Raw genomic sequence first — 22832 nt, 5'->3', positions numbered from 1 at the left:
CGGAGGGATAGCGTGAAACGGTATCCGCTTCAGACAGCTTACGAAAAACAAGCTTAGTCGAAGCTAAAGAAAATGAAGGCCGGTTGCGTCAGTCCGCCAGCTGCCAGAAGCACTCATAGGGGCGCAAAACGCCCGGCAGCGCGGCATCCTCGTAGTTGTGCAGCAGCACCTCACCGCGAAATTCCGCCAGCGTGACCGCCTGCTCCTGAGCGCTGAGGTTCGCCAGCACGCGCAGAGTTTTTCCTCCGGCGGATCGGGTGTAGCACCAGACGTCGGCGCTGTCTGGCAGCAGATCCTGATAATCGCCCTCGGTCAGCAGCGATACGCTTTTCCGCAGCTGAATCAGCCGCTGATAGTGATAAAACACCGAATCGTGGTCCGCCAGCGCCTGATCGACGTTGATGCTATCGGCGTTGTGCGCCACCGGGATCCACGGCGTACCGGCGGTAAAGCCGGCCTGCGGATCGGCGCTCCACTGCATCGGCGTGCGGCTGTTGTCGCGGGATTTACGCGCCAGAATACGCAGCAGCTCTTCGTCACTCCGCCCGGCGCTTTTCAGCTCGGCGTACATATTCAGGCTTTCGACATCGCGATACTGTTGCATATCGGTGAAGCCCGGATTGGTCATGCCGATCTCTTCGCCCTGATAGATGTACGGCGTACCCTGCATGCCGTGCAGCACCATCGCCAGCATCTTAGCCGAGGTGACGCGCAGTTCGCCCTCATCACCAAAGCGGGAAACGATGCGCGGCTGATCGTGATTACACCAGAACAGCGCGTTCCAGGCGTGGCCGTGCATCCCCTGCTGCCACTCACGGAAAATCTGCTTCAGCAGCACGTAATCCGGCGTGGCGTCGGTCCACTTATTGCCGTTGGGATAATCCACCTTCAGGTGGTGGAAGTTAAAGGTCATCGACAGTTCGCTGCCGTCATTCGCGGCGTAGCGGCGGCAGTCCTCCAGGCGGGTGGAGGACATCTCACCCACGGTCATCAGGCCCAGCGGTTGAAACACGTCGCGGCTGAACTCGTTCAGGAAGTCATGGATACGCGGACCGTCGGTGTAAAAACGACGACCGTCGCCCACGTCATCCGGCAGATAATCCTGCTGCTTGGAAACCAGATTCACCACGTCCAGCCGCAGGCCGTCCACGCCCTTCTGCGCCCAGAAGCGGCAGACCTGCTTCAGCGCTTCGCGAACCGGGGGATGCTCCCAGTTCAGATCTGCCTGTTCGAGGGCGAACAGGTGCAGATAATACTGCCCGCTCGCCTCATGCCACTGCCAGGCCCCGCCGCCAAACTTCGAGCGCCAGTTATTGGGCGGCCCACCGTCTTCGGCGGCATCGCGCCAGATGTAGAACGGGCGGAACTCACTGTCGCGATCCTGCGATTTCAGGAACCACTCGTGGTGCGTGGAGGTGTGGTTAAACACCATGTCCATCACGATACGAATGCCGCGGCGATGGGCTTCCGCCGTCAGCTGCTCGAACTGTTCCATGGTGCCGTAGGCCGGATCGATGGCGCAGTAATCCGCCACGTCGTAGCCGTTATCCACCTGCGGCGACAGGTAAATCGGCGTCAGCCACAGCGCGTCCACGCCCAGGGTTTGCAGATAGTCCAGACGGTTGATAATGCCGCTGATATCGCCCGTGCCGCTGCCGGTGGTGTCCTGAAAACTTTTTGGGTAAATCTGGTAAATGGTTCCGTTCTTCCACCACTGCACTTCGTTACTCATTGCCTGTTCCTTATTAAATACCACTAGACCGCAGCCAGCGCGTCACGGCGCGCCTTACGCTGGTAAACCAGCACGGTCAAAATAATCGGGATTACAGTTGCTGCCAGCATCGCCAGCGCGTAAACGCTCCAGAACTGCGGTTTGATCGAGAGGATACCCGGCAGGCCGCCGACGCCAATGCCGTTCGCCGTTACGCCGGCCAGGCCGCAAATCAGCGCCGCCACGGCGGAGCCGATCATCGCGCAGAGCATCGGGAAGCGGTATTTCAGGTTGATGCCGTACATCGCCGGTTCGGTCACGCCGAGGAACGCGGAGATCGCCGCCGGAACCGAGATTTCACGTTCGTTATGCTTTTTACTGACGATAATTACGCCCACTACTGCGGCACCCTGAGCAATATTCGACAGGGCAATCAGCGGCCAGACCGGAGTTCCGCCGGTGCTCTGCACCATCTGCATATCGATCGCCAGCGTGGTCTGATGCACGCCGGTGATCACCAGCGGCGCGTAAAGGAAGCCGAACAGGGTCGCACCAATCGGCGCAAGGCTGCCGGTCATCACGCCTTTCACCGCAAACGCCACGCCGTCACCGATCATGCGGCCGAACGGCCCGATCAGCGTATGGGCGAGGAACACCGCAATCAGCAGCGACGTCACCGGCACGATAACCAGATAGAGGTACGCCGGCACAATGCGCTTCAGCGCATTTTCCACCAGCGCCAGCGCCATGCCGGCCAGCACGGACGGGATCACCTGCGCCTGATAGCCGACTTTTTCAATGGTGAACCAACCGAAGTTCCACACTTCCGGGAGCTGCTGCCCGAGGTTGTAGGAGTTCATCAACTGCGGAGACACCAGGGTAATACCCAGCACGATGCCGAGGATCTCGGTGCCGCCCATTTTTCTGACCGTTGACCAGCACACCGCCACCGGCAGGAACATAAACACCGCTTCGCCCAGCAGCCACAGGAAGTCATAAACCGACTGCCACATCGGGTGCATCTGCGCCAGCGTCTGGCCGTTGCTGAAGGGAATATCACCGATAACGTTGCGGAAGCCGAGGATCAGACCGCCGCTGATCAGCGCGGGCAGCAGCGGGAAGAAGATTTCCGCGAAGTGGGAAATACTGCGCTCAAACAGGCTCATATTCTGCCGGGCGGCGATTTTCGCCTGCTCTTTGCCGACTTCATTCTGGCCAATCGTCGCAATCAGCACTTTGTAGTAGTCGCCAACTTCCGGCCCAATCACCACCTGGAACTGCCCGGCGTTGGTGAAGCAGCCTTTGACCATCGGCAGCTCTTCCAGCCCCTGCGGCGAGGCTTTTTTCGGATCGCTCAGGACAAAACGCAGGCGCGTAATACAGTGGGTCACGGTGGCGATGTTGTCTCTGCCGCCTACAAGGTCGATCAGCCGATCAACGTCCTGTTGCTTAACTTTACTCATATGAAGTGGCCTTATCTCTGGAAGTGTCCAATGCCGGGTCAGGGGCTGCCTGAAATCGAGGCAAGAATAGCCAGAACCACTACGCCCTGTCATGGGAACGTTCCCAGTTTTGCAGAAACGATCACAAATTTTCAGAAATATGAGGGTTAAATCGGGCCAAAAGGCGGCGTTAAAGCGCTAGTTTTCCGTGAATAATCGTCTGCTGCACAACGGTCGATCCGTCGAGCTGCGCCAGCAGCTGGCGGGCGGCGGCATCGCCGGCGGCACCGTATCCCAGCTCCACGGAGAAGGACTCCGGGAACAGGAAATGCAGCAGCGGCAGGTTACCGATACTGCACACCAGCACGCCGCTAATCTGCTGTTGCTGCAGGTATTTTTGTGCGCCAAGGGCGATGGTATCGGAGGCGCAGACCACCGCGCGGATATCGTGGGCCAGCAGCTGCGGCAGCAGATCGTAACCGCTCTGCCAGGTCAGCTCGCCCAGCGCGATATGCGGCGCTAACCCGTGCTGCTGGCAGAATGCTTCATAGGCGCGGGTACGCTTCAGCCCGGTGGTGGTATCGCGATCGGAAACGCCGATAAAACCGATTTCGCCGATCTGCCTCTCCCTCAGCGTCTGCATCAGCAGCCGCACCGCCCCGGCATCGTCATAGCACACCGAAGAGAGGCCGGGCATTTCGCGGGCCAGCATCACCATCTTTTCCCGCCACGGCAGCAGCATTTTGGCGGTCAGGCCGGTAAAGCCAAACAGGATCACCCCGTCGATATTGCGCTGCTTCAGCACCTGCAGGTGTTCTTTCACCCGCTCTACGCTGAACTGGCTTTCCAGCACGATGGCGTCATAGCCCTGCTGGTAGAACACCGGCAGCATGGCGCGCACCGCCTGATTTTCCGAAGGTGAATCCAGGCGCGACACAACAATAGCGATGACCTTATCGCTAAAACCACGCATCGCCCGCGCCGACTTGGACGGGCTGAAATTATGCTCTTCAATCACCTGCAGCACGCGCTCACGGGTTTCAGGCCGAACGTTTTCTTCGTTGTTCAGCACGCGGGATACGGTGGATTTCCCCACCCCGCTGAGGCGGGCAATGTCCTTGATCGTCAGGCGATTTTGCATGTTGTGTTCTGTTCAGCTGCGTATGGCGGGCAGTTTACCGCCTTTCGCGGCTAAAAATACAGGGTGGGATGGTGTTCAGATATTCGCTGACGGGAAAGCGATAAGACGCGGCTGTCCGGATTGTCGGTAATAATCTTACCCGCGTAATGTGGATACGGCCCTAAGCCAGGGCAGCGCTTAATACCGCCAGAGCATCTCGAATCTGTATTTCCGGATATGACAAACCCACTCCCTTAATTTTACAGGCAGAGTCGGTGAATCCAGAAATAATCACTGCTGTAGAAATCACGCAATTATATTACTACTAATGGTCTGGCAATCACTATTGCTGAAGGATCTTTCCTGACCCAATTGCTTGAACGAAATCGATTGCTTAATGCCGACGACACCCGTTTTACACGTTAAAAAAATCAATTTTCTGCCTCTGTAGATCTCCAGATTTTAAAAATGATTAACTATATGATTTTAGATACATATTTTGATTCATTTGGCACCATAAAATCAACAGAAATAGGTTTTCACCTTTAGCAGTTCTGAATCGTCAGGGATGATAATAAATTTTATTCCTGTAAACCCCATGCATCCTCATACGCAGAAAACATAATCTTGCCCTGACTGCTACCAAATATCCTGACATACACTCAACCCTGGCACCGTTTTATTTCATAAAAATGTAAGGGTTGTGATAATAAAATAATAAATGTGCAACAAAAAATAAACAAAGCACTTCTATATTGGCCCCTTCAATTTTGGGAGGGAGTGCCATGCGTAACTGGAGTGAGCCTAAAAAAAATAAAGCCCATATCGAACTGATCCCGATGATCGATGTGATGATGTTTTTACTGGTTTTCTTTGTTCTGATTAGCCTGAATGTGATCCCGGCTCTGGGCTTGAAAACCCAGCTGCCGTCCGCCAGTAGCGCCCAACAGCTTAAACCGCAGAAAAAGGCCATCATCACCCTGGGTAGTGGCGAACAGCTGCAGCTGGACGGCCAGCCGCTGGCCCTTGATGGGCTGGTGACGACCCTGAAGCAGCAGCAGCAGGAAAACCAGACCACCACCATTATCGTCAACAGCGATAAAGACGTGGCGGTCGAGCGCCTGGTTGCCGTGATGGATACCCTGCGCCAGGGCGGTTTCTTCTCCATTTCCATCGCCACACGGAAGCAGTGATATGTATCTGCTTTATCGCTCACGCCACGTTGTCAGCTGGCTACCCGCGTTCGTTATCGGTGGATGCTTACTGTTTATCAGCCAGCATGCCGTGCTGCAGGTGAAACCCCACTATGACGATACGGTCATGGAACTGTCGCTGGCCGAACCTGAACCTGAGCCGCCGCAGCCGGAGCCTATCCCGGAACCGCAGCCAGAACCGCCGCCGGAACCACAGACTCAACCTGAACCGCAGCCCGAGCCAGAACCGATTGCTGAACCCGTCGTTCCTGCTCCGGAACCGGTTATCCAGTCCCAACCGATTGTTAAGCCGAAGCCAAAGCCGAAGCCGAAACCTGAAACAAAGCCAAAACCGGTTGCTGAAAAAGCGCCGCAGCCGCAGGCGCGCGTGGCTCCACGGTCGCCTGCCGTTAACAGGCCGGTGAGCCAGCCCTCCGCGCCGCCTGCTCCGCCAGCTCCTCCGGCGCCGAAAGTCAACGCGCAGGCGGTAGAAAACGACTACCTGCAGGCGCTGCGCCGCGAGCTGGAACAGCGCAAACGCTACCCGAGCGGCCGCCAGGCATCACTGGAGCGTCCACAGGGCAACGTTGAGGTCTGGCTGGAGGTTGACCGCAGCGGCAGAGTGCTTTCTTCCGGTATTGCCAGCAGGGCGCCGAGCATGTTGCTTAATCGCGCAGCGCTGAGCTCTTTACAAAGTATCAGCCAGCTGAAGCCCTTCCCTGAAGAGGCTTTCGCCGGGCAAAGAAGCAAAAGATTTACCGCAACGTTTAATTATCAGGCTCCATAAAATTTAATTATCTGTTTTTTCACAGGAAAAGAAATGAAGAACTTTAATTATTCTGGGATTGCGTTAGCCGTGGTGACGGCATTGTTATCAGGTTCATCGCTGGCGGCAGACAGCAGCGATGTGGGGGAGATTAACGTCAAAGGGCAGTCGCTGGGCGGCGGTCTGATGGTGCAGGAAGACAGCAGTAAAGCACGCTCCACGCTGACCAAAGAAGCCATGGACAAAGCGCCCGGTGCCAGCAACGCTATCGATATGCTGAAATATACGCCGGGTATGAACGTCAACAGTAATGACGCCAGCGGCCTGAGCGGTATCGACTACACCATGCGCGGGATGAACGCCGATCAAATCGGCCTGTCGATGGACGGCATTCCGATTAACGACTCAGGCAACTACGCGGTGTATCCGAACCTGCTTGGCGACGCGGATAACCTTGAGCAGATCTTTGTAACCCAGGGGTCTTCCGAAGTTGACGGCCCGCATATTGGTTCCAGCGGCGGCAATATCGGACTCGTGACAAAGCGCCCGTCTAAAGAGTTCGGTGGCTTCGTCAAGCAAACTCTGGGCAGCAATAGTCTCAGCAAAACCTTCGCCCGCCTGGAAACCGGTGAATACAACGGTTTCAGCAACTGGCTCTCTTACTCGCACACCGAAGCCAAAAAGTGGCGCGGAGAAGGACGCAACTATTCCGATAAGTTCGAGATGAACTCGCTGTACGAGGATGGCAACGGTAACAGCAGTAATCTGATCGTGAAGTACAACAAGCAGGATAACACCAACTACAACACCCTGAGCAAAGCGCAGTTTGACGAAGATCCGACTCAGGATTACTCGACCACCCCGGTTTATAACAGCAGAGGCCAGCTGAGCAAGTATTACAAGCTGGACCGCAACCCGTTTGAAAACTTCAGCCTCTCTTTCTCACAACGACTGCAGCTTCGCGACAACCTCGCGCTGACCGTTCAGCCCTATTACTTCTGGGGTAACGGCGGCAGCTTTACCGGGCAAACGGCCTCGGTGCTGTCCAGCACCTCCGATAAAGCCGGGCAGTACGATCTGAGCAACTTAACGTCCAATACCTACTACCGACCTTCGTGGACCCAGACATGGCGACCGGGCGTTACCACGAAACTGAAGTGGGATATTAACGACGAGCACAGCCTGGATATCGGTTACTGGTATGAGCGTGCGCGCCAGTCGCAGACCCAGCCGTTTATCAGCATTCAGGATGATGGCAACCCGGCGAACGTTTCCGGTAAGCCCGGTGGATCCGATCAGGTGAAAGACGCCAACGGCAACACGGTACAGGGCCGCAACCAGTACACCGTTACGCCGGCGCAGAAAGTCTGGCTGCAAGATACCTGGTTCGTGTCACCAGAGTGGACGGTGGTGGGCGGGCTGGCGTATCAGTACGTCGAGCGCATTGGTGATAACAAGGGCAGCCTGTACAACGCGCCGGAAAAGCGTAAAGCGACCTACCATGAATTCCTGCCGAACTTCAGCCTCAGCTATAAGCCGGATCTGGAAAACCAACTGTTCTATAACCTGACGCGCAACATGCGCACGCCGCCAAACTACGTGCTCTACAACGTGGGCGACTCAATCAATACCGCGCCGGAGCTGAGCTGGAACCACGAGCTGGGCTGGCGTTTCCAGCGCGACGATATGCTGCTGAGCGCGACCGTTTTCTATATGCGCTATTCCGACCGTCAGATTTCCACCACCAATGCTGACGGCGACTACGAAATGATGAATATCGGCAGCGTGGAAAGCAAAGGGCTGGAGCTGGAGTGGAGCGGTAAGCTGCCGTACAACTTCAACTACTACACCTCGTACACCTACACGCATTCCGAACAAAAAGATGACATTGTGAGCAACGGCGGCAATCCACTGCCAACGTCGGGCAAAACGGTGCCAAACGTACCGAAAAACATGCTTAACATGTCGCTGGGGTATGACGATGGTCTGTATTACGGCAGCTTGGGCGGTAAATACGTCAGCGCGTTCTACGGCGATTTAACCAACGACGAGAAAATCAGCGGCCGCACGATCTTTGACGTTGCCGCAGGCGTTCATCTGCCGGTGGATAAAAAGATTGTTAAAAGCGCCACCCTGCGCTTTGGCATCGATAACCTGTTCGATAAAGAGTACCTGACCTCCGTGCGTTCAACGACCTTTAACGCGGCACCTTACGATGGCGTGAGGGCCAGCACCCCGTATTACAACGTCGGCGAAGAGCGCACCTTTAGCGTTTCGCTGGAAGCCACCTTTTAACTGACCGGAGGGCACGCAGATGGATGCCAACCTGATTCACGACATTATTTTCTACATTATGTATGCCGCGCTGGCGATCGCCGTGGTGATACTGATTGAACGCGGGCTTTATTTCTCGTGGACCCAGCGACAGGCTCAGCGCTTTGAACAGGCGCTGAAGCCGGACGTCCGCCGGGCGTCGGACCTGCCGGAATCGCTGACCCGGCGCAGCAGCCTGCCGCTGACCACGATTCTGCCGGTGCTGGAGAAAAAACAGATGCCGGAAGACCGCGAGGCGATGAGCGATTTAATTGATGCGCAATATCTGCTTAGCAAACCGCAGATGTCGCGCGGGCTGTGGATGCTTGAAACCGTCGTGACCGCCGCGCCGTTGCTGGGCCTGCTGGGGACGATACTGGGCATTATGGATACCTTTAAGGCGCTTTCCGCCTCTGGCGTATCTGACGCCAGTATGGTTTCCGCCGGGATGGGCACCGCGCTGTACGCCACCGGTCTGGGGATTGCGATAGCGCTGCTCTGCCTGGTGGGCAACAACTACCTGCAAAGCCGCATGGAACGCATCAACGAGCTGCTCAAGGTTCTGCTGATCCGTGCCGGCAGCCCGGGCAGTCGTCCGGACAAAAGCGAGCAACGCTGGGAAGGGCGCGAGGCGCAGCGCTATGCCTGATTATCGTCAATACGGGTGGCCGGGAGGCCGCCTGATTAGCCTGGTCGCGGGCGGCTGGATGCTGTTAAGTCTGCCCGCGCAGGCGGCGTTTTCAATACCGGGCTACGAGCTGGTTTATAACGCACCCCAGGAAACCACGCTGCAGAACGATGATTTGCGCAATGCTGCCGAAGTCTGGCAGCAGATGTTTGATTCGGCGCACACGCATATCGATCTGGCGCAGTTTTATGTGGCAAACGAACAAGGCTCGCTGCTGGACGGCGTGCTGACCCACCTGCGGGCCGCCGGGGAACGCGGTGTAAAAATTCGTTTTCTGATGGAGGAGAAAGGCGTTGGCCTGTCGACGCCGGAAACGCTGGCGGCGCTGAAAACCATCCCCAACCTTGAGCTGCGGATTATTCCGTTCCACCGGCTGACCGGTGGCATCGTCCATGCCAAGTATCTGCTGGTGGATGGCAAAGAAGCCTTTGTCGGCAGCCAGAACTTTGACTGGCGCGCGCTGGAACAGATACAGGAAACCGGCCTGCGGATCGATGATGCACAAGCGGTGCGGCAAATTCAGGCGATCTTCGATCAGGACTGGCAGGCGCAGGCCCTGCTCGCCGGGAATAAGCCGGTGCCAAAACTGGCGTGGCAGGCACCGGCGTCGTCCCCACAGGGCAATTATCTGGTTGCCAGCCCGCGCGACTACAACCCGAGCGGGGTGATTGACTCGCAGGTTGAACTGCCGCGTCTGCTGGCCAACGCTAAATCGCGGATCCGGGTGCAGGTGATGGACTACGCCCCGCTGTCGTGGGGAGAAAAGGGAAAGCGCCCCTATTACGCCACGATTGATAACGCCCTGCGCAGCGCGGCCGCGCGGGGGGTGCAGGTTGAACTGATGGTGGCCAGCTGGAATCTGAAAAAACCGGAGGTGTTCTGGTTAAAGAGCCTGTCGCTGGTGCCTAACGTGCAGCTAAAGGTGGTGACCATCCCTCCCGCAGCCCGGGGCTTTATTCCCTTTGCACGAGTGGTTCATAGCAAGCTGATGACCATCGACGGCGCGACCGCCTGGGTGGGAACCAGCAACTGGAGCGGGGGCTATCTTGATAACTCACGCAACCTTGAGCTGGTGATGAACAGCGTGCCGATGACCGAGCGCCTGGACGCGCTTTACAGCCAGCTGTGGAACAGCCCCTACGCGGAGCCAATCAGGGTTGATTTTGATTATCCACTGCCCCACCCTGCCCGCGAAAAGTAGATGAAGTTGTGGCTGATTATGTAGGCGGGATGCCTTATCGGGAAGAAGAGAGAGTGCTACTGCCGCGGCTTTGGGCCGCGGTAGTTGCATTTATCAGTTTCAAACCTGAGGAATAAGTTCACAAAGAACTGCAATATGATCAGTATTACCACCAGCGCTCAACACGATACCTAACGGTTATACCAAATTCAGACATTGTGTGTATGTAGTCCGGATTTTTTAGCGTACGGTCGATGGCCTTAGTCCGGTGTGTCTTATATTTTTTCCTGGCGTCTTCCGGGAAGTTTTCACTCGTAACCATGTCATCCCATGACTCATATGATTTTGCCCCGGGAATCATAACGACCTTCCATCTCTGGAATCGCCGGGGAATGTTGTCAAATGACATCACCCCTCCTCAATGCTTTAGCGCGACAGTTTTGGCCGCATACAAAAAAAGACTCCCAAAGGAGCCTTTTAAAAATCTTAAACACAATGAAATAAAATAATTTATTTCAGATTGCGCCCACACATTGACCACGCCGATGTATCTAGCCCCGCTATTTTCGGCTATACAAAAACAACTTGGTGATATATTACTTATTAATCACCTCGATTAATGTTGAGAATAGCTCCCTAAATGCTGAAAAATCTAGATCTTTGAATTTCTCTTCCTGGCCAAGAATTGCATTTGCGTAGTCATTTTTTGACATAGCCAAAGATTCGCCTTCAATGTTAATCACTTCCGAGTCCACAATGTTGTCGTTTTTTAAATTATTCTTACCTCTTATTTTATTATGGTTCTGAACTCCGACTTGGATATCTTGAATGAGTCTCCCATTATCATTGAATTGACTTGAAACGTAAAGCCGACGACCACTTTCATTTTCCCTAAACAAATCTTCGTCTTTGTACATGAATTCAATGCATATCCCATCATGATAGCTTCTATGTTCTGGTTGAGGTATAGTTATAGCATATACATTATTGCCGAGTTCATTTATTTTATTTCTACTGTATTTCTTTCCATTTCCTTCATCGCGATCGAAAATCCCAATTATTTTTTTATTATTTGAAACCTGAGCAATATTTATTAAGAAATTATTGAGCTTGTCATCTGAAAATGACGCATCTTCATATTCGTGAAAAACAACGTCTAAGTCTGTAAACTCTCCTATATTCTGGAAGGATGACAAGGCTGTTTTTAAATGCTTCCAATCGGTTTTACCTTCGGTAATAACAAGTGTCTTAGTGGAATTGTAAAGCTCATTTTCTAGGATGCTAAGATTTTCTTTGATATCCTCAAATCTCTCAACGAAGATAGAGTAAGCTGTTTGTAATTCCTCGAAATCAGTTTCATCAATAATTTCACCACCAGGAGTACTAACGATTTGATAGTTTGAACCGAAGGTGTCTTTCATGCCAAGCAGGAAAAAAGGCGAGTGACTAGTAATAATAAATTGAACTTTAGAGAATAACTTTAAAAGTTCTGGAACTGCATTTTTTGCGTATCCAATATGCAAATTAAGGTCCACTTCATCGATAATGACAATGCCTTTGATTTGGTTTAAATCAAAATTATTTACACCAGATACTGAGTCAAATTTTTTTATAATAGAGCAAAATAATGCTACAAGCATCGCCTCACCTGAAGACATATGCGAGAATGTAGGGGAAATTGACTTTTCTTCGGTAGAGTCATGTTCTTTAATAATTACCGATATTTTTCTTCCTACGTCTTTACTGCTAATTCCAAATCGTGCACTTACTAAATTTGGTATTTTTGATTTCAGTATTGTAGTAAGAACCTGGTTAATTAATACTTGTATCTTTGTGTTTTTCCCTTCTTTGGGAATAGTGAGCGTCCCTGGAAATGCAATATATTGCCCATCGGCTAAAATAAAAGGTTGTACTGGTATTATTTTCCTTTCATATAGTTCCGAATCTAATATTACATCTAGTATCCACGATTCTATCTCTTTAATTGCATTTATTTTTATGAAATTATCTGTATTTTTTCCAAGAAAGTTTTCTATAATTTCAATTCTAGGGTCGTAATCTTCAACTAACCATGCAGGGTTATAATATCTGTTTACAGGGAAGTATAGAATCGCATTGTGAGTAAATATATTTTTTGATTCGCCCTCAATTGTTTTTGAAAAACCGTGATCGTTAAAGTCATGTGCGAGATTAATATTGTAATGTTGAAGAAGGTCACGGGTTTCGATAGCCGAGTAACTTGCTACGTCATTATATACAACACGTTTTTTATTGTCATCAACATTCTCATAGATTACTCTTATGTAACTGTAATTTTCCCCCTGCTTTATATAGTCTTTTTTCCCCGCCTTATAATATGAGCGTTCTTTAGCTTCGGCAATAGATTGGAAATTAGAACGTTTAATTTCAATTAATGAATCAACTATGCTAGATGTGAGCAGTGTTTTCCCCGAGCCGTTTTTACCTACAAGAATCATAGGTTTAGGGGTGCCATCTTCGTTGAATGGAAGATCAAGGCTTAACTTTTCGATTGCACCATAATTATCTATTTGAATGCTTTTTATATACATAAATTCTATCCTTCGATTGTGCAGCAAGCGTTTTTTTGATTTTATGTTAAAAACACTAGAAATTGTATGCAGATAGCGCATTGCACGCAATGCTTTACCTGCCACGCCTGCGCGTTTAACGGGTTGCCTTTAATGCAGGTGCATGAAGATCTGCCCCGCTTGACTAAGACTCGTTAAGTCTGTTCTTGGACTGACCCCGCCCCGGTAGACGATCCTGCCCTATAGTTTGAGCATAGGAGGAGCGTATGGGTACACCACGATTTACACCTGAATTTAAGGAAGAAGCCGTCCGTCAGATAACGGAACGCGGTTATTCCGTCGCCGAAGTTTCTGACCGGCTGGGCGTTTCAGCACACAGTCTCTATAAGTGGTTACGGGCTATTAAACCCGATAACAGCGAGCAGCATGCCCGTGATTTACTGGAAGCGAAAAGCGAGATCCTGAAGCTCAGGGCCCAACTGAAGCGCACTGAGGAAGAACGGGACATACTGAAAAAGGCCGCGCGGTACTTTGCAAGGGAGCCCGACTGAAGTACCGCTTTATCAATGAGCACCGCACTGTATGGGGTGTCATGACGATGTGTCGGGTGTTGTGCGTTGCCCGGGCCGGGTTTTATGCGTGGCTGCACAACCCGGTCTCCGCGCGGGATAAAGATAACCAGCGTCTGCTGACGCTTATCCGTGACTCCTATTCACTGAGCGGAGGCGTATACGGTTACCGCCGGGTTCATGGCGACCTGAACGAAATCGGGGAAATCTGCGGTAAAAACCGGGTGTGCCGTATTATGCAACTGAACCGGATTAAAGCCGTGCGCGGCTATAAAGCTCCGCGTCGTATCGCTGGCAGACCTTCAGTGGTTGCGCCTAATCGTGTGCAGCGGCAGTTTACCGTTGTCCGGGCCAATCAGGTCTGGGTCACCGATATTACTTATATCCGCACCTGGCAGGGCTGGCTGTATCTGGCGGTGGTTATCGATCTCTTCGCCCGTAACGTGGTTGGCTGGTCGATGAAGCCCACTCTCTCTCGCGAACTCGCGCTGGACGCTCTGATGATGGCCGTGTGGCGTCGAAAACCGGACGGCGAGGTTATCGTACATAGCGATCAGGGCAGCCAGTACGGCAGTGACGACTGGCAGCGCTTCTGCCGGGCCAATAACCTGGCGCCGAGCATGAGCAGGCGTGGCAACAGCTGGGATAATGCAGTGGCCGAATCGTTCTTCAGTTCGCTGAAAAAAGAACGGATCAGAAAACGCATTTATAAAACCAGGGATCTGGCCCGGGCGGATATCTTCGATTACATTGAAGTGTTCTACAACCGGGCCCGGCGTCACAGTCACCTGGGTGGCGTCAGTCCTGAGGCCTTTGAAAAGGCCTCGCCGTGAGGACAGCGAATGTCTACTGTCGTGGGGTCACTCCAAAATGCAAACTCATGCAGAGAGAAATGCATGGGGTCATGATGGTTAAGTTCAACCGCCAGCCACAATATTTCGTTGAAGAAATGCTCTAATTTGTTGCCTAAAGGTTTCACACTCATCTGGCTTTAATGTCTCAAGGTATTTAAAAATCCTAGTTTCATCCCAGCCGTTGTTATAGGTCTTCACAACCCCACGATAAACTTGTTTATCGAGTTTATCGTTACCTCTGACGGTAACTCTCGGAATTGACTCATCATTTTCGTAAGCTTGATAAAAATCTTTCTCAACACTTTGGAAAGGTATGCATAAAATATTATCACCACGAGCATGCCTCAGACCTAACTGATCTCCATCCAACACAGAGATAACATTTTGTTGAGTAGTTAAAAATGTCTCATCCTCATTACGTCGCATTAAATCAATGACATTTGTTCCTCCCCCTACATATATTATCTTATATTCGTAGAAGTATTCATTTTCAGAAGCATCAATAATGTATTCTAAAAAATCCTGAAGGACTTTATCTTCGGTAAGAATGTACTTATCCCATCCTTTGAATCCAAAGAGTGTGCTTTTTATGAAATTATATGAGCGATTAATAATTGATGTGCCTGCGTCATTTTCGCACATGTAATATAATTCATCATCATTCATCGTTTGCATTAAAGCAAGTGAATGAGTTGTGAATACAATATTCACCGAATGTCTCTGGCAATATTTTCTTAGCACATCTATAAGATGGACTTGAGCCGAAGAATCCAGCGATATATCTATTTCATCAATAACAATAAACTTTCTTTTTAGCTCAATCATTCTAAATAAATTTAAAATGAAATACTCACCCGAACTAAAGTAATCTTCTCTTATATAAGTCCCATTATCATTTAATCTGAAGTAGTATGTTTCGTTCTTTACAGAAAATGACTTAAAATTATTATAGGAGGAAGACTGATATACTACATTGAATATACTTATCAAGTCATAAGGGACGCTATAGCTTTCAAACGCAATACTCTTTCTAAGTTCAGTATCAATTTTACTAAGCGTTGGAAAATTATTAAACCTCATCCCATGCGGAATAGGCAACTCAACATAAAGATTAGATTTTATATCCGATGGAATTATTTGCTTTGTATCTATTACTTTTAACTTGTCATCATAAGCATATATAATATCTTCGTCGTTAATATTATAAACAATTCTACTTTCGGAATTGAATATATATCTAGAAGATGTCTTAATGAATGTATCTGCTGATTGTAAATTCTTAATCGCTTTGATAAGCGTTGTCTTCCCAGTTCCGTTTTTTCCTACAATACAAGTCAGTTTATTTTCAGAAAGATCAATAGCAAAAGACATATGTTCAACATGCTGAATTTTTGAGATCTCAATGTTTATTTTCATTTTAATTCACGTTCTTAAAAAAAAGCATATCAACAATCGTGTTACCGTATTTTTTCTTAAGCTTGTCGAGGTAGTTTTTATCGATTGTATTTATATGATTCAAAAAACCAGAAACAGAATTAACTCCTTTCTCAAGGATCTCACTATCATTCAACCCGCTAGTTTTAATCTTAGGATCTTTTATTATAGAATCTAAAAACTTATCTTTGTCAGTTATGTAAAAATGAATTAAATGCTCAAGTTTTCTTTTGATTTTTATATCAACAGATACTATTTCAGATGGCAAGATAACCATTCCCAGTAACTTTATTTTACTACCTTTTCTTATAAGTTTTGTTTTTGTCAGGTTAAGTCTAAAATGCCCCCTCCCAAACTCATATAACAGCTCGATCACAACTGAATTAATATTATCAAAACCCTCGCCATTTTCAGAAGAAATAATAATATCATCTGAGTAACGCGTGAATACATAATCATGCTTAGCACAGTATTGCTGCAAAGCAACATCAAAATCGTATAAGCATGCATTACTGAAAGCTGGTGATGTCGGGAAACCAACAGGTAAGGAGTCATCGATAATAATATAGTCTAGAATTTTATCTAAGTGGACATTTAAATCAGATATGGGAATGTTCGATAAGTTATCAAATAAAACCGTTCGCGCATACTCACGAGTAATAGAAGGGAAGAAACTTTTAATATCAGTATTAAAAAAAACTTTGCTTTTAGCGTGAAGTTTTACAGCATCATAAGTACTACTCCCTTTCCTATACGAGAACACAACATCCTTATTAACTTTCAAGTAGGAAAGAACAAATTCATTTATGAATTTATGATATTCTTTAAGTTTAGAACTGGGTTCGGCAATTAGTCTTTCTTCAAATGTTGAAAATTTAGTTTGCTGAAATGGCTGAAATGAAAGAAAGTTATGAAAATAATCTTTTTCGAAGAATGCGATATGAAAAGCTTTTTCTAGACTAAGGGGTTTCATGGTTGGCTGGGCTTTTGTTTTTTGAGTTGAATGGATTCTAAGATGAATACTTTAACTCTTAGTGTTTCCTCACCCCAGACACCCTCCCTTTCACTGGCCTTACTTCTTGTACATACCTTCCCCCGGGAGAGAAGGCAGTACAAGAGCAACACTAAATCAAGGCCTGTAGAGGCCAACATTTATGACTGGAGATACTCCTAGTCGTTGGCATAAAGCTACTTTAAACCAGATGATGGTTATTTACAACATTTCAAGTCGTCGGAGGGAGCTCAAATTGGTTCTGTGCTTAAAAGAAAAAATAGTAATAGGCCATTGATTTTAATGAACATAACTTAACATCGTTAATGATTCACTCACTCGTCTGTAATCGGGTATACAAATTTTTTTTGCCATAAACAATCGTAGCCCCACGCGCTAGCGCTTCGAGCGCCCATCGTCCTGGGGTAATATCGGGTGGGAATCGTAAGATCGCGGTTTTGTGCCGAGCACCGGTGCAAGATGGGGTGAAGCAGCGCGACTGAAAGTGGAGAACGTGATTCAGAACCGAGTGATTTTCTTTAAGACGAAAACCAACACGCCGCGCGCGGTTCCGATCTCAGATAAAGTGGCGGCTTACGTTGTCGGTAATACGTGGGGGTTTCTGTTCCATGATGCGAGCTATGCAGAATTCAGGAACATCCTTAAGGCGTTAACCATCGGGGCAAGCAACGCACACGCTACGACACTCTTTTGCAACGCACTTTGTTATTAACGGTGGGCAACATCATCACACTACAGCGGATTCTGGGTCATACGAAAATCGCGCAGACAATGGTCTATGCACACTTCGCTCCACAGTATCTGCAGGGCGCGATTTCATTCAACCCGTTGAAGGGGGCAAATGGTGGTCAGAGTGTCCACGTTGTGTCCATACCCCAGGAGCTTTTTATAGCTTTTGACTGCTTGTAGTAAAACGTGAAGCCTTGTCTGGCGCGATTCTCCAGCTTCATCGGACATAATAAAGACTCCTAAAGGAGCCTTTTTTTAATTCACTGGAATGGATTTCTTGTTTGGCCAGGTCTTCACGCCAAGTGTGTCAGCGTCTTTTCTACTTAATTTTGCAACCTTCCCGCCATCAAGACTCATCCAGAAATCCACCGCTGGTTTGGCGAGGTCTTTCTTGTCGCCAATGCTGGTTGGTTTCTCTTTGATTCTCATCAGACCTCCTACTGTATCGATGGGCTGTTAGGCAAATTCCACACTGCCACTGTCTGTTTTACAAACAACCCTGCCGACTACTCTACCGTTCATCCGGTGTTATGCCATCGCTGTTGTCAGAGACAGCGTCAACATTCACATCTTCTGTCCCCAGACCTCCCGGGAGGGTTGCTGAATAAAGCTTAAAAGCCATTATGACAAAGGCGCTGATTCGAAATCATAGTTATATCGGGTACGATGAAGACATTCATCGCTACGACGGTCGTGTTTCTGAGTTGCTGTAAAGATCGCATGTCCCATCTCATCACGAACGGTGATCGGGCCCTCACCATTGTCGTGCATATGGGCCGCCATCCCGGCAGCCCCTCTCAACACATCTACCCCTTACAAACCCCTCACGGGCGTGCCGCAGTCCCGTCCGGCAGGCGCGCGTGGGTCCATTCGGGGATCCCGCCCAGCACCGGGTATTTCGCCGCCTCTTTCAGATTGATATCTACACCCAGCCCCGGGCGGTCGCTGAGGTAGGCATAGCCCCGGTCGATCTCCGGGCAGCCTGGGAACACCTCCATCAGCGCCTCATTCACCGGCGTGTACTCCTGAATCCCCAGGTTGGTAATGCTCATATCGATATGCAGGTTGGCGGCAACGCCGACGGGGGAGATGTCACCCGGTCCGTGCCACGCGGTGCGCACGCCGTACAGTTCCGCAAAGGTGGCGAGCTTTTTGGCCGGGGTAATCCCGCCAATGGTGCTGACGTGGCAGCGAATATAGTCAATCAGATGGTTTTGAATCAGCGATTTATATTCATTGATCTGGGTAAACAGCTCGCCCATGGCAATCGGCGTGCTGCTCTGCGCGCGCAGCTTGTCCAGCCAGTCGATATTCTCCGGCGCCACCGGATCTTCGAGGAAGAACAGCTGATAGGGTTCGAGTGATTTCGCCATCTGCACGGCGGCAATCGGGGTGATCCTTTCGTGAACGTCATGAATAAACTCAACGCCAAAGCCGATTTTATTACGCAGATGCTCAAACAGGCGCGGCACCGCGCGGGCGTAGGCATCGGGATCGAAGTAAACGCCCGCCGTCCGCTGGCGCGGGGACACCTTCGGCTGAATATTCCGCGCCTTCGCCAGCTTACCGGCAATCAGCCGCAGATCGTCGGTCCCTGCCCCGCCGTACATGCCCATCTGGCAGCGAACGTACTGATAGCCCTCCTCCATGCGGGCACGAATATTGTCTTCCACCTCCACTTCATCCGCGCCGTCGCAGTGGCGGTAAAGCGCAATGCCATCGCGGCATTTGCCGCCCAGCAGTTCATAAACCGGTAACCCGGCAACCTTGCCCTTCAAGTCCCACAGCGCCATATCCACGCCGGACAGCGCGTTATTCATCACCGGGCCGTTACGCCAGTAGCCGCTGACCGCCGCCGACTGCCAGATATCCTCAATGCGGGCGGGATCTTTGCCCAGCAGGAAGGGTTTCATGTAGTTGTCGATGGCCGCCGAGACGGCATGAATACGCTGGGTAAAGGTGGCGCAGCCCAGGCCGTACAGGCCGGGTTCACTGGTTTCGATTTTGACCACCACAAGGTCGATGCCTCCCGGTGCGGTCAGGATGGTTTTCACGTCGGTAATGGTGAGTTTGCTCATGTTATTCCTTATTAATCCTGTATGATGTCCTACATGTTAAGTGTTTAAAAAAGCCCGAAAAGGGCTTTTTAGCGGAATCAGTTATGCCGCACGTCTTCAATGGCATGAACGTTATGGGTCATCGCGCTGTTTAACGTCTCGGTGGCCAGCGAGGCATCGCGATTTTTCAGCGCCATAAATACCTTAATGTGGGCCTCGACGCTTTCCAGCGTAATGCCCAGCACCCGGTTCAGCTCTTCCAGATAGTGGACGTAGATGCCCTTCAGCGACTCCATCACGTGGATGAAAATGGTATTGTGCGAGGCTTTCACAATCGCCAGATGAAAGTCGTAGTCCGCCAGCGAATACTTTTTATAGTCATCCTTGTTGACCAGCATGCGATTCAGCGCCTTTTCCAGCTCGGCAATGTCGTCGTCGGTGGCGTTTTTCACCGCCAGCTCCATACAGCGAAACTCCACGGTCTGGCGGAACACGCGCATGTCCTCAAACTCTTCTTCAGACAGGTGCAGGATAGGCTGGTTATCGTTGAATGCCCCGTAGCGCGCCACGTCACGCGTCACGTAGGTGCCCTTGCCCTGATGGGTGATCACCACGCCGAGGTCGCGCAGCTTCTGCACCGCGCTGCGTACGCTCACCCGGCTGACCTGGAACGTATTCGTTAGTTCAGCCTCGGAAGGCAGTTTGCAGCCCGGCTCCCAGATGCCGTTCTGGATGTTGTTTTTCATCTGTTCGTAGATCACATCCACGATGTTGTGCTTTTGCACACTCTCAAGCGCCACGTCATTTACCCACTTGTCCTACATGTCTGGAGTTGTATCGTTTCCCGAGGCGTATCACAAGTTAAAAATTTAACGACTGCGACAACGATCAAAATGCCTTCCAGTTTTTATTATTAAAAATCATTAGTATAAGAAATATATCTATTTTCTGATGCTGCTATAAATCACTATTTTTGTGAAGCCTGCTGCATTTTATTCAGCCGCTAATTGCTGGTTCATAAAAGCTCACGTACAACAAACGATATCAACTTGTTAGTCATGTTACATGAGGATTTAAAATGAACCCTATTTTTGACCTTACGGGAAAAACGGCGCTGATCACCGGTTCCACGCGCGGTCTGGGATTCGCTTACGCGTCGGGTCTTGCCGAAGCCGGTGCATCGGTGATCCTGAACGGCACCCGCCAGGCGCATATGGACACGGCACTGAGTGAACTACAGGCCAGAGGGCATAACGCCCGAGGCTTTATTTTTGACGTCGCCAGTGAAAGCGACATTGAGAGCGTGTTTAACCAGTTAGATGCCGAAAACATTCACGTCGATATCGTGATCAACAATGCCGGGATTCAGTTCCGTAAACCGATGCTGGAACTGGCGCTGAGCGACTGGCAGCGCGTGCTGGATGTGAACCTGACCAGCGCGTTCCTGGTAGCGCGCGCGGCGGCGAAGCGCATGGTGGCGCACAACAGCGGCGGCAAGATTATCAATATCGGCTCACTCACCAGCGAAGCCGCACGCCCGACGGTGGCACCTTATACGGCGGCGAAAGGCGGCATCAAGCTGCTGACCAAATCGATGGCCGCCGAGTGGGCGGTGCATAACATCCAGTCGAACGGTATCGGCCCCGGCTACATCCTCACCGATATGAACGCCGCACTGGTGGATAACGCCGAATTCAACCAGTGGGTCTGCAACAGCAATCCTTCGGGACGCTGGGGCAAACCGGAAGAGCTGATCGGCACGGCGGTGTACCTCGCATCGTCGGCATCCAACTACGTGAACGGTCAGATGATCTACGTAGACGGCGGCTGGCTGGCCACGCTGTAGCAAGGGCGCCGCCCGCAGTTAAATCCCAAGACCCGATTACCCTACAAAACAACGATAAGAGGTCAGCACATGAATCAGACCATTGCAGGGCTGCTACCGACCAAACGGTGGAGCAGGCTCATTCCCATCGCGTTTATTACCTACAGCCTGGCCTACCTGGACCGCGCCAACTATGGCTTCGGCGCCGCTGCCGGGCTGGCGGAAGATCTGAATATCACCCCGGCGATCTCCTCGCTGCTCGGCGCGCTGTTCTTCCTCGGCTATTTCTGTTTTCAGGTACCGGGCGGCATCTACGCGGAAAAGCACTCGGCGAAAAGAATGATCTTCTGGAGCCTGATCCTGTGGGGCGCGCTGGCCACCGCCACCGGGATGGTGCACAGCGTGGCGCTGCTGGCCGTTATACGCTTCCTGCTTGGGGTTGCCGAAAGCGTGGTGATGCCCGCCATGCTGATTTTCCTCAGCCACTGGTTCACCCGCCAGGAGCGGTCCAGGGCCAACACCTTCTTATTCCTCGGTAATCCGATTACCGTCCTGTGGATGTCGATTCTGTCCGGCTATCTGGTGAATTCCTTTGGCTGGCGCGGCATGTTTATTATCGAAGGCGTTCCCGCCATTCTGTGGGCGTTTATCTGGTGGATGGTTTACGCCGATCGCCCGAAAGATGCCGCATGGCTGAGCGAACGGGAAAAACGGGCGGTGGAAAACGCGCTGGCCGCCGAGCAGCAGGCGATCGCGCCGGTGAAAAACTACCGTGAAGCGTTCCGCTCGCCGAAGGTGCTCTCGCTGGCGTTTATCCACTTCTTCTGGAATATCGGCATGTACGGTTTCATCATGTGGCTGCCGTCAATTCTGAAAACCGCTTCCGGCATGGGCATCGTCGCCACCGGCTGGCTGTCGGCAGCCCCTTACCTGCTGGCCGTGCCGCTGATGCTGGGCGCGTCGTGGATTTCCGATAAATTCCAGCAGCGCAAAGCGATTGTGGTGACCTTCCTCGGGCTGGGCGCGGCGTGCTTTATCGCTTCGTTCACGCTCGGTGCCTCCCACTTCTGGATCTCCTGGACGCTGTTGGTGATTGCGGGCGGCGCGATGTACACCCCGTATGGCCCGTTCTTTGCCTCTATCCCGGAGATGATCCCACGTAACGTGGTGGCCGGTGCGATGTCGTTCGTTGTCTGCTTCGGCGCGCTGGGTTCCTTCGTTGGCGCGTGGATCGTTGGCTACCTTAACGGTCTGACCGGCAGCCCGGCGGCCTCCTACATCTTTATGGGTGGCTCGCTGGTGATTGCCGTTCTGCTGACGATACTGACCCGTTTTAGCAGCACCTCTGCGGCCTCAACCCGCACGGCCTCCGCGTCCTAAGGCAGAAAAA

The 22832-nt window shown here is 51.1% G+C and carries 17 protein-coding genes and 1 pseudogene; 9 read left to right on the top strand and 9 right to left on the bottom strand.

The genetic code is table 11. The features are described from left to right. Window positions 1-88: 88 nt before the first annotated feature. The 3 genes from treC to treR form a co-directional block, all read right to left on the bottom strand. Window positions 89-1732 (bottom strand): alpha,alpha-phosphotrehalase, encoded by a 1644-nt coding sequence (gene treC, locus EC836_RS13610; protein WP_123333904.1) that lies wholly within the window; start codon window positions 1730-1732, stop codon window positions 89-91. Between the two features lie 23 nt (window positions 1733-1755). Next, window positions 1756-3174, bottom strand: coding sequence for a PTS trehalose transporter subunit IIBC (gene treB / locus EC836_RS13605; RefSeq protein WP_123333902.1), 1419 nt, complete (start codon window positions 3172-3174; stop codon window positions 1756-1758). Between the two features lie 169 nt (window positions 3175-3343). Further along, complete coding sequence (gene treR / locus EC836_RS13600; protein WP_123333900.1) at window positions 3344-4294, bottom strand: trehalose operon repressor TreR; 951 nt, start codon at window positions 4292-4294, stop codon at window positions 3344-3346. A 764-nt stretch (window positions 4295-5058) separates the two neighbouring features. Between treR and EC836_RS13595 the strand changes: the two genes are divergently transcribed. From EC836_RS13595 to EC836_RS13575, 5 genes are read left to right on the top strand one after another with little or no spacing between them, the layout of a single operon-like run. Further along, entirely contained in the window at window positions 5059-5466 is a 408-nt protein-coding gene (locus EC836_RS13595; RefSeq protein ID WP_123333898.1) for a biopolymer transporter ExbD, read from the top strand. A 1-nt stretch (window position 5467) separates the two neighbouring features. Further along, on the top strand, window positions 5468-6253 hold the full coding sequence (locus EC836_RS13590) for an energy transducer TonB (protein WP_123333896.1): 786 nt from the start codon (window positions 5468-5470) through the stop codon (window positions 6251-6253). 33 nt (window positions 6254-6286) lie between these two features. Next, window positions 6287-8527 carry a TonB-dependent receptor gene (locus EC836_RS13585; RefSeq protein ID WP_123333894.1) on the top strand — a complete coding sequence of 747 codons (2241 nt, stop codon included), beginning with the start codon at window positions 6287-6289 and terminating at the stop codon, window positions 8525-8527. 19 nt (window positions 8528-8546) lie between these two features. Beyond that, window positions 8547-9194 (top strand): MotA/TolQ/ExbB proton channel family protein, encoded by a 648-nt coding sequence (locus EC836_RS13580; protein WP_123333892.1) that lies wholly within the window; start codon window positions 8547-8549, stop codon window positions 9192-9194. After that, the gene (locus EC836_RS13575; protein WP_123333890.1) at window positions 9187-10434 is read left to right on the top strand and encodes a phospholipase D-like domain-containing protein; all 1248 of its coding nucleotides are present in this window, start codon (window positions 9187-9189) and stop codon (window positions 10432-10434) included. Before EC836_RS13580 ends, EC836_RS13575 begins: the two co-directional genes overlap by 8 nt. A 575-nt stretch (window positions 10435-11009) precedes the next feature. Here the strand turns inward: EC836_RS13575 and EC836_RS13565 are convergent. Beyond that, window positions 11010-13088: an AAA family ATPase gene (locus EC836_RS13565; protein ID WP_148050375.1), complete on the bottom strand. Its 2079-nt coding sequence runs from the start codon at window positions 13086-13088 to the stop codon at window positions 11010-11012. A 140-nt stretch (window positions 13089-13228) separates the two neighbouring features. Here EC836_RS13565 and EC836_RS13555 point away from each other — a divergent pair. Next, window positions 13229-14364, top strand: a protein-coding gene (locus EC836_RS13555; protein ID WP_233599332.1) for an IS3 family transposase whose coding sequence is annotated in 2 segments (ribosomal slippage) — window positions 13229-13475 and window positions 13475-14364 — 1137 coding nt in all. Because the reading frame shifts where the segments join, the coding sequence is not laid out codon by codon here. An 84-nt stretch (window positions 14365-14448) separates the two neighbouring features. Here the strand turns inward: EC836_RS13555 and EC836_RS13550 are convergent. Continuing rightward, window positions 14449-15801 carry an AAA family ATPase gene (locus EC836_RS13550; protein ID WP_123333882.1) on the bottom strand — a complete coding sequence of 451 codons (1353 nt, stop codon included), beginning with the start codon at window positions 15799-15801 and terminating at the stop codon, window positions 14449-14451. A 1-nt stretch (window position 15802) separates the two neighbouring features. Continuing rightward, the gene (locus EC836_RS13545; RefSeq protein ID WP_123333880.1) at window positions 15803-16792 is read right to left on the bottom strand and encodes a reverse transcriptase domain-containing protein; all 990 of its coding nucleotides are present in this window, start codon (window positions 16790-16792) and stop codon (window positions 15803-15805) included. Window positions 16793-17238: 446 nt separating this feature from the next. Between EC836_RS13545 and EC836_RS24985 the strand changes: the two are divergent. Then, window positions 17239-17740: pseudogene (locus EC836_RS24985) on the top strand (tyrosine-type recombinase/integrase); the annotation flags it as partial. 75 nt (window positions 17741-17815) lie between these two features. Here the strand turns inward: EC836_RS24985 and EC836_RS24725 are convergent. From EC836_RS24725 to EC836_RS13525, 3 genes are all read right to left on the bottom strand, one after another. Continuing rightward, complete coding sequence (locus tag EC836_RS24725) at window positions 17816-17989, bottom strand: hypothetical protein (RefSeq protein WP_158612790.1); 174 nt, start codon at window positions 17987-17989, stop codon at window positions 17816-17818. A gap of 395 nt (window positions 17990-18384) precedes the next feature. Beyond that, window positions 18385-19638, bottom strand: a complete 1254-nt coding sequence (locus EC836_RS13530) for an enolase C-terminal domain-like protein (RefSeq protein WP_123333879.1) — start codon at window positions 19636-19638, stop codon at window positions 18385-18387. Between the two features lie 77 nt (window positions 19639-19715). Continuing rightward, window positions 19716-20417, bottom strand: a complete 702-nt coding sequence (locus EC836_RS13525) for a FadR/GntR family transcriptional regulator (RefSeq protein WP_123333876.1) — start codon at window positions 20415-20417, stop codon at window positions 19716-19718. 278 nt (window positions 20418-20695) lie between these two features. Between EC836_RS13525 and EC836_RS13520 the strand changes: the two genes are divergently transcribed. After that, on the top strand, window positions 20696-21463 hold the full coding sequence (locus EC836_RS13520) for an SDR family oxidoreductase (RefSeq protein ID WP_123333875.1): 768 nt from the start codon (window positions 20696-20698) through the stop codon (window positions 21461-21463). A gap of 69 nt (window positions 21464-21532) precedes the next feature. Then, on the top strand, window positions 21533-22822 hold the full coding sequence (locus EC836_RS13515; protein WP_123333873.1) for an MFS transporter: 1290 nt from the start codon (window positions 21533-21535) through the stop codon (window positions 22820-22822). Window positions 22823-22832: the final 10 nt, after the last annotated feature.

The organism is Erwinia sp. JUb26 (genome assembly GCF_003751505.1).
GTDB lineage: Bacteria > Pseudomonadota > Gammaproteobacteria > Enterobacterales > Enterobacteriaceae > Erwinia.
This window is presented reverse-complemented; position numbering and strand designations above follow the sequence as displayed.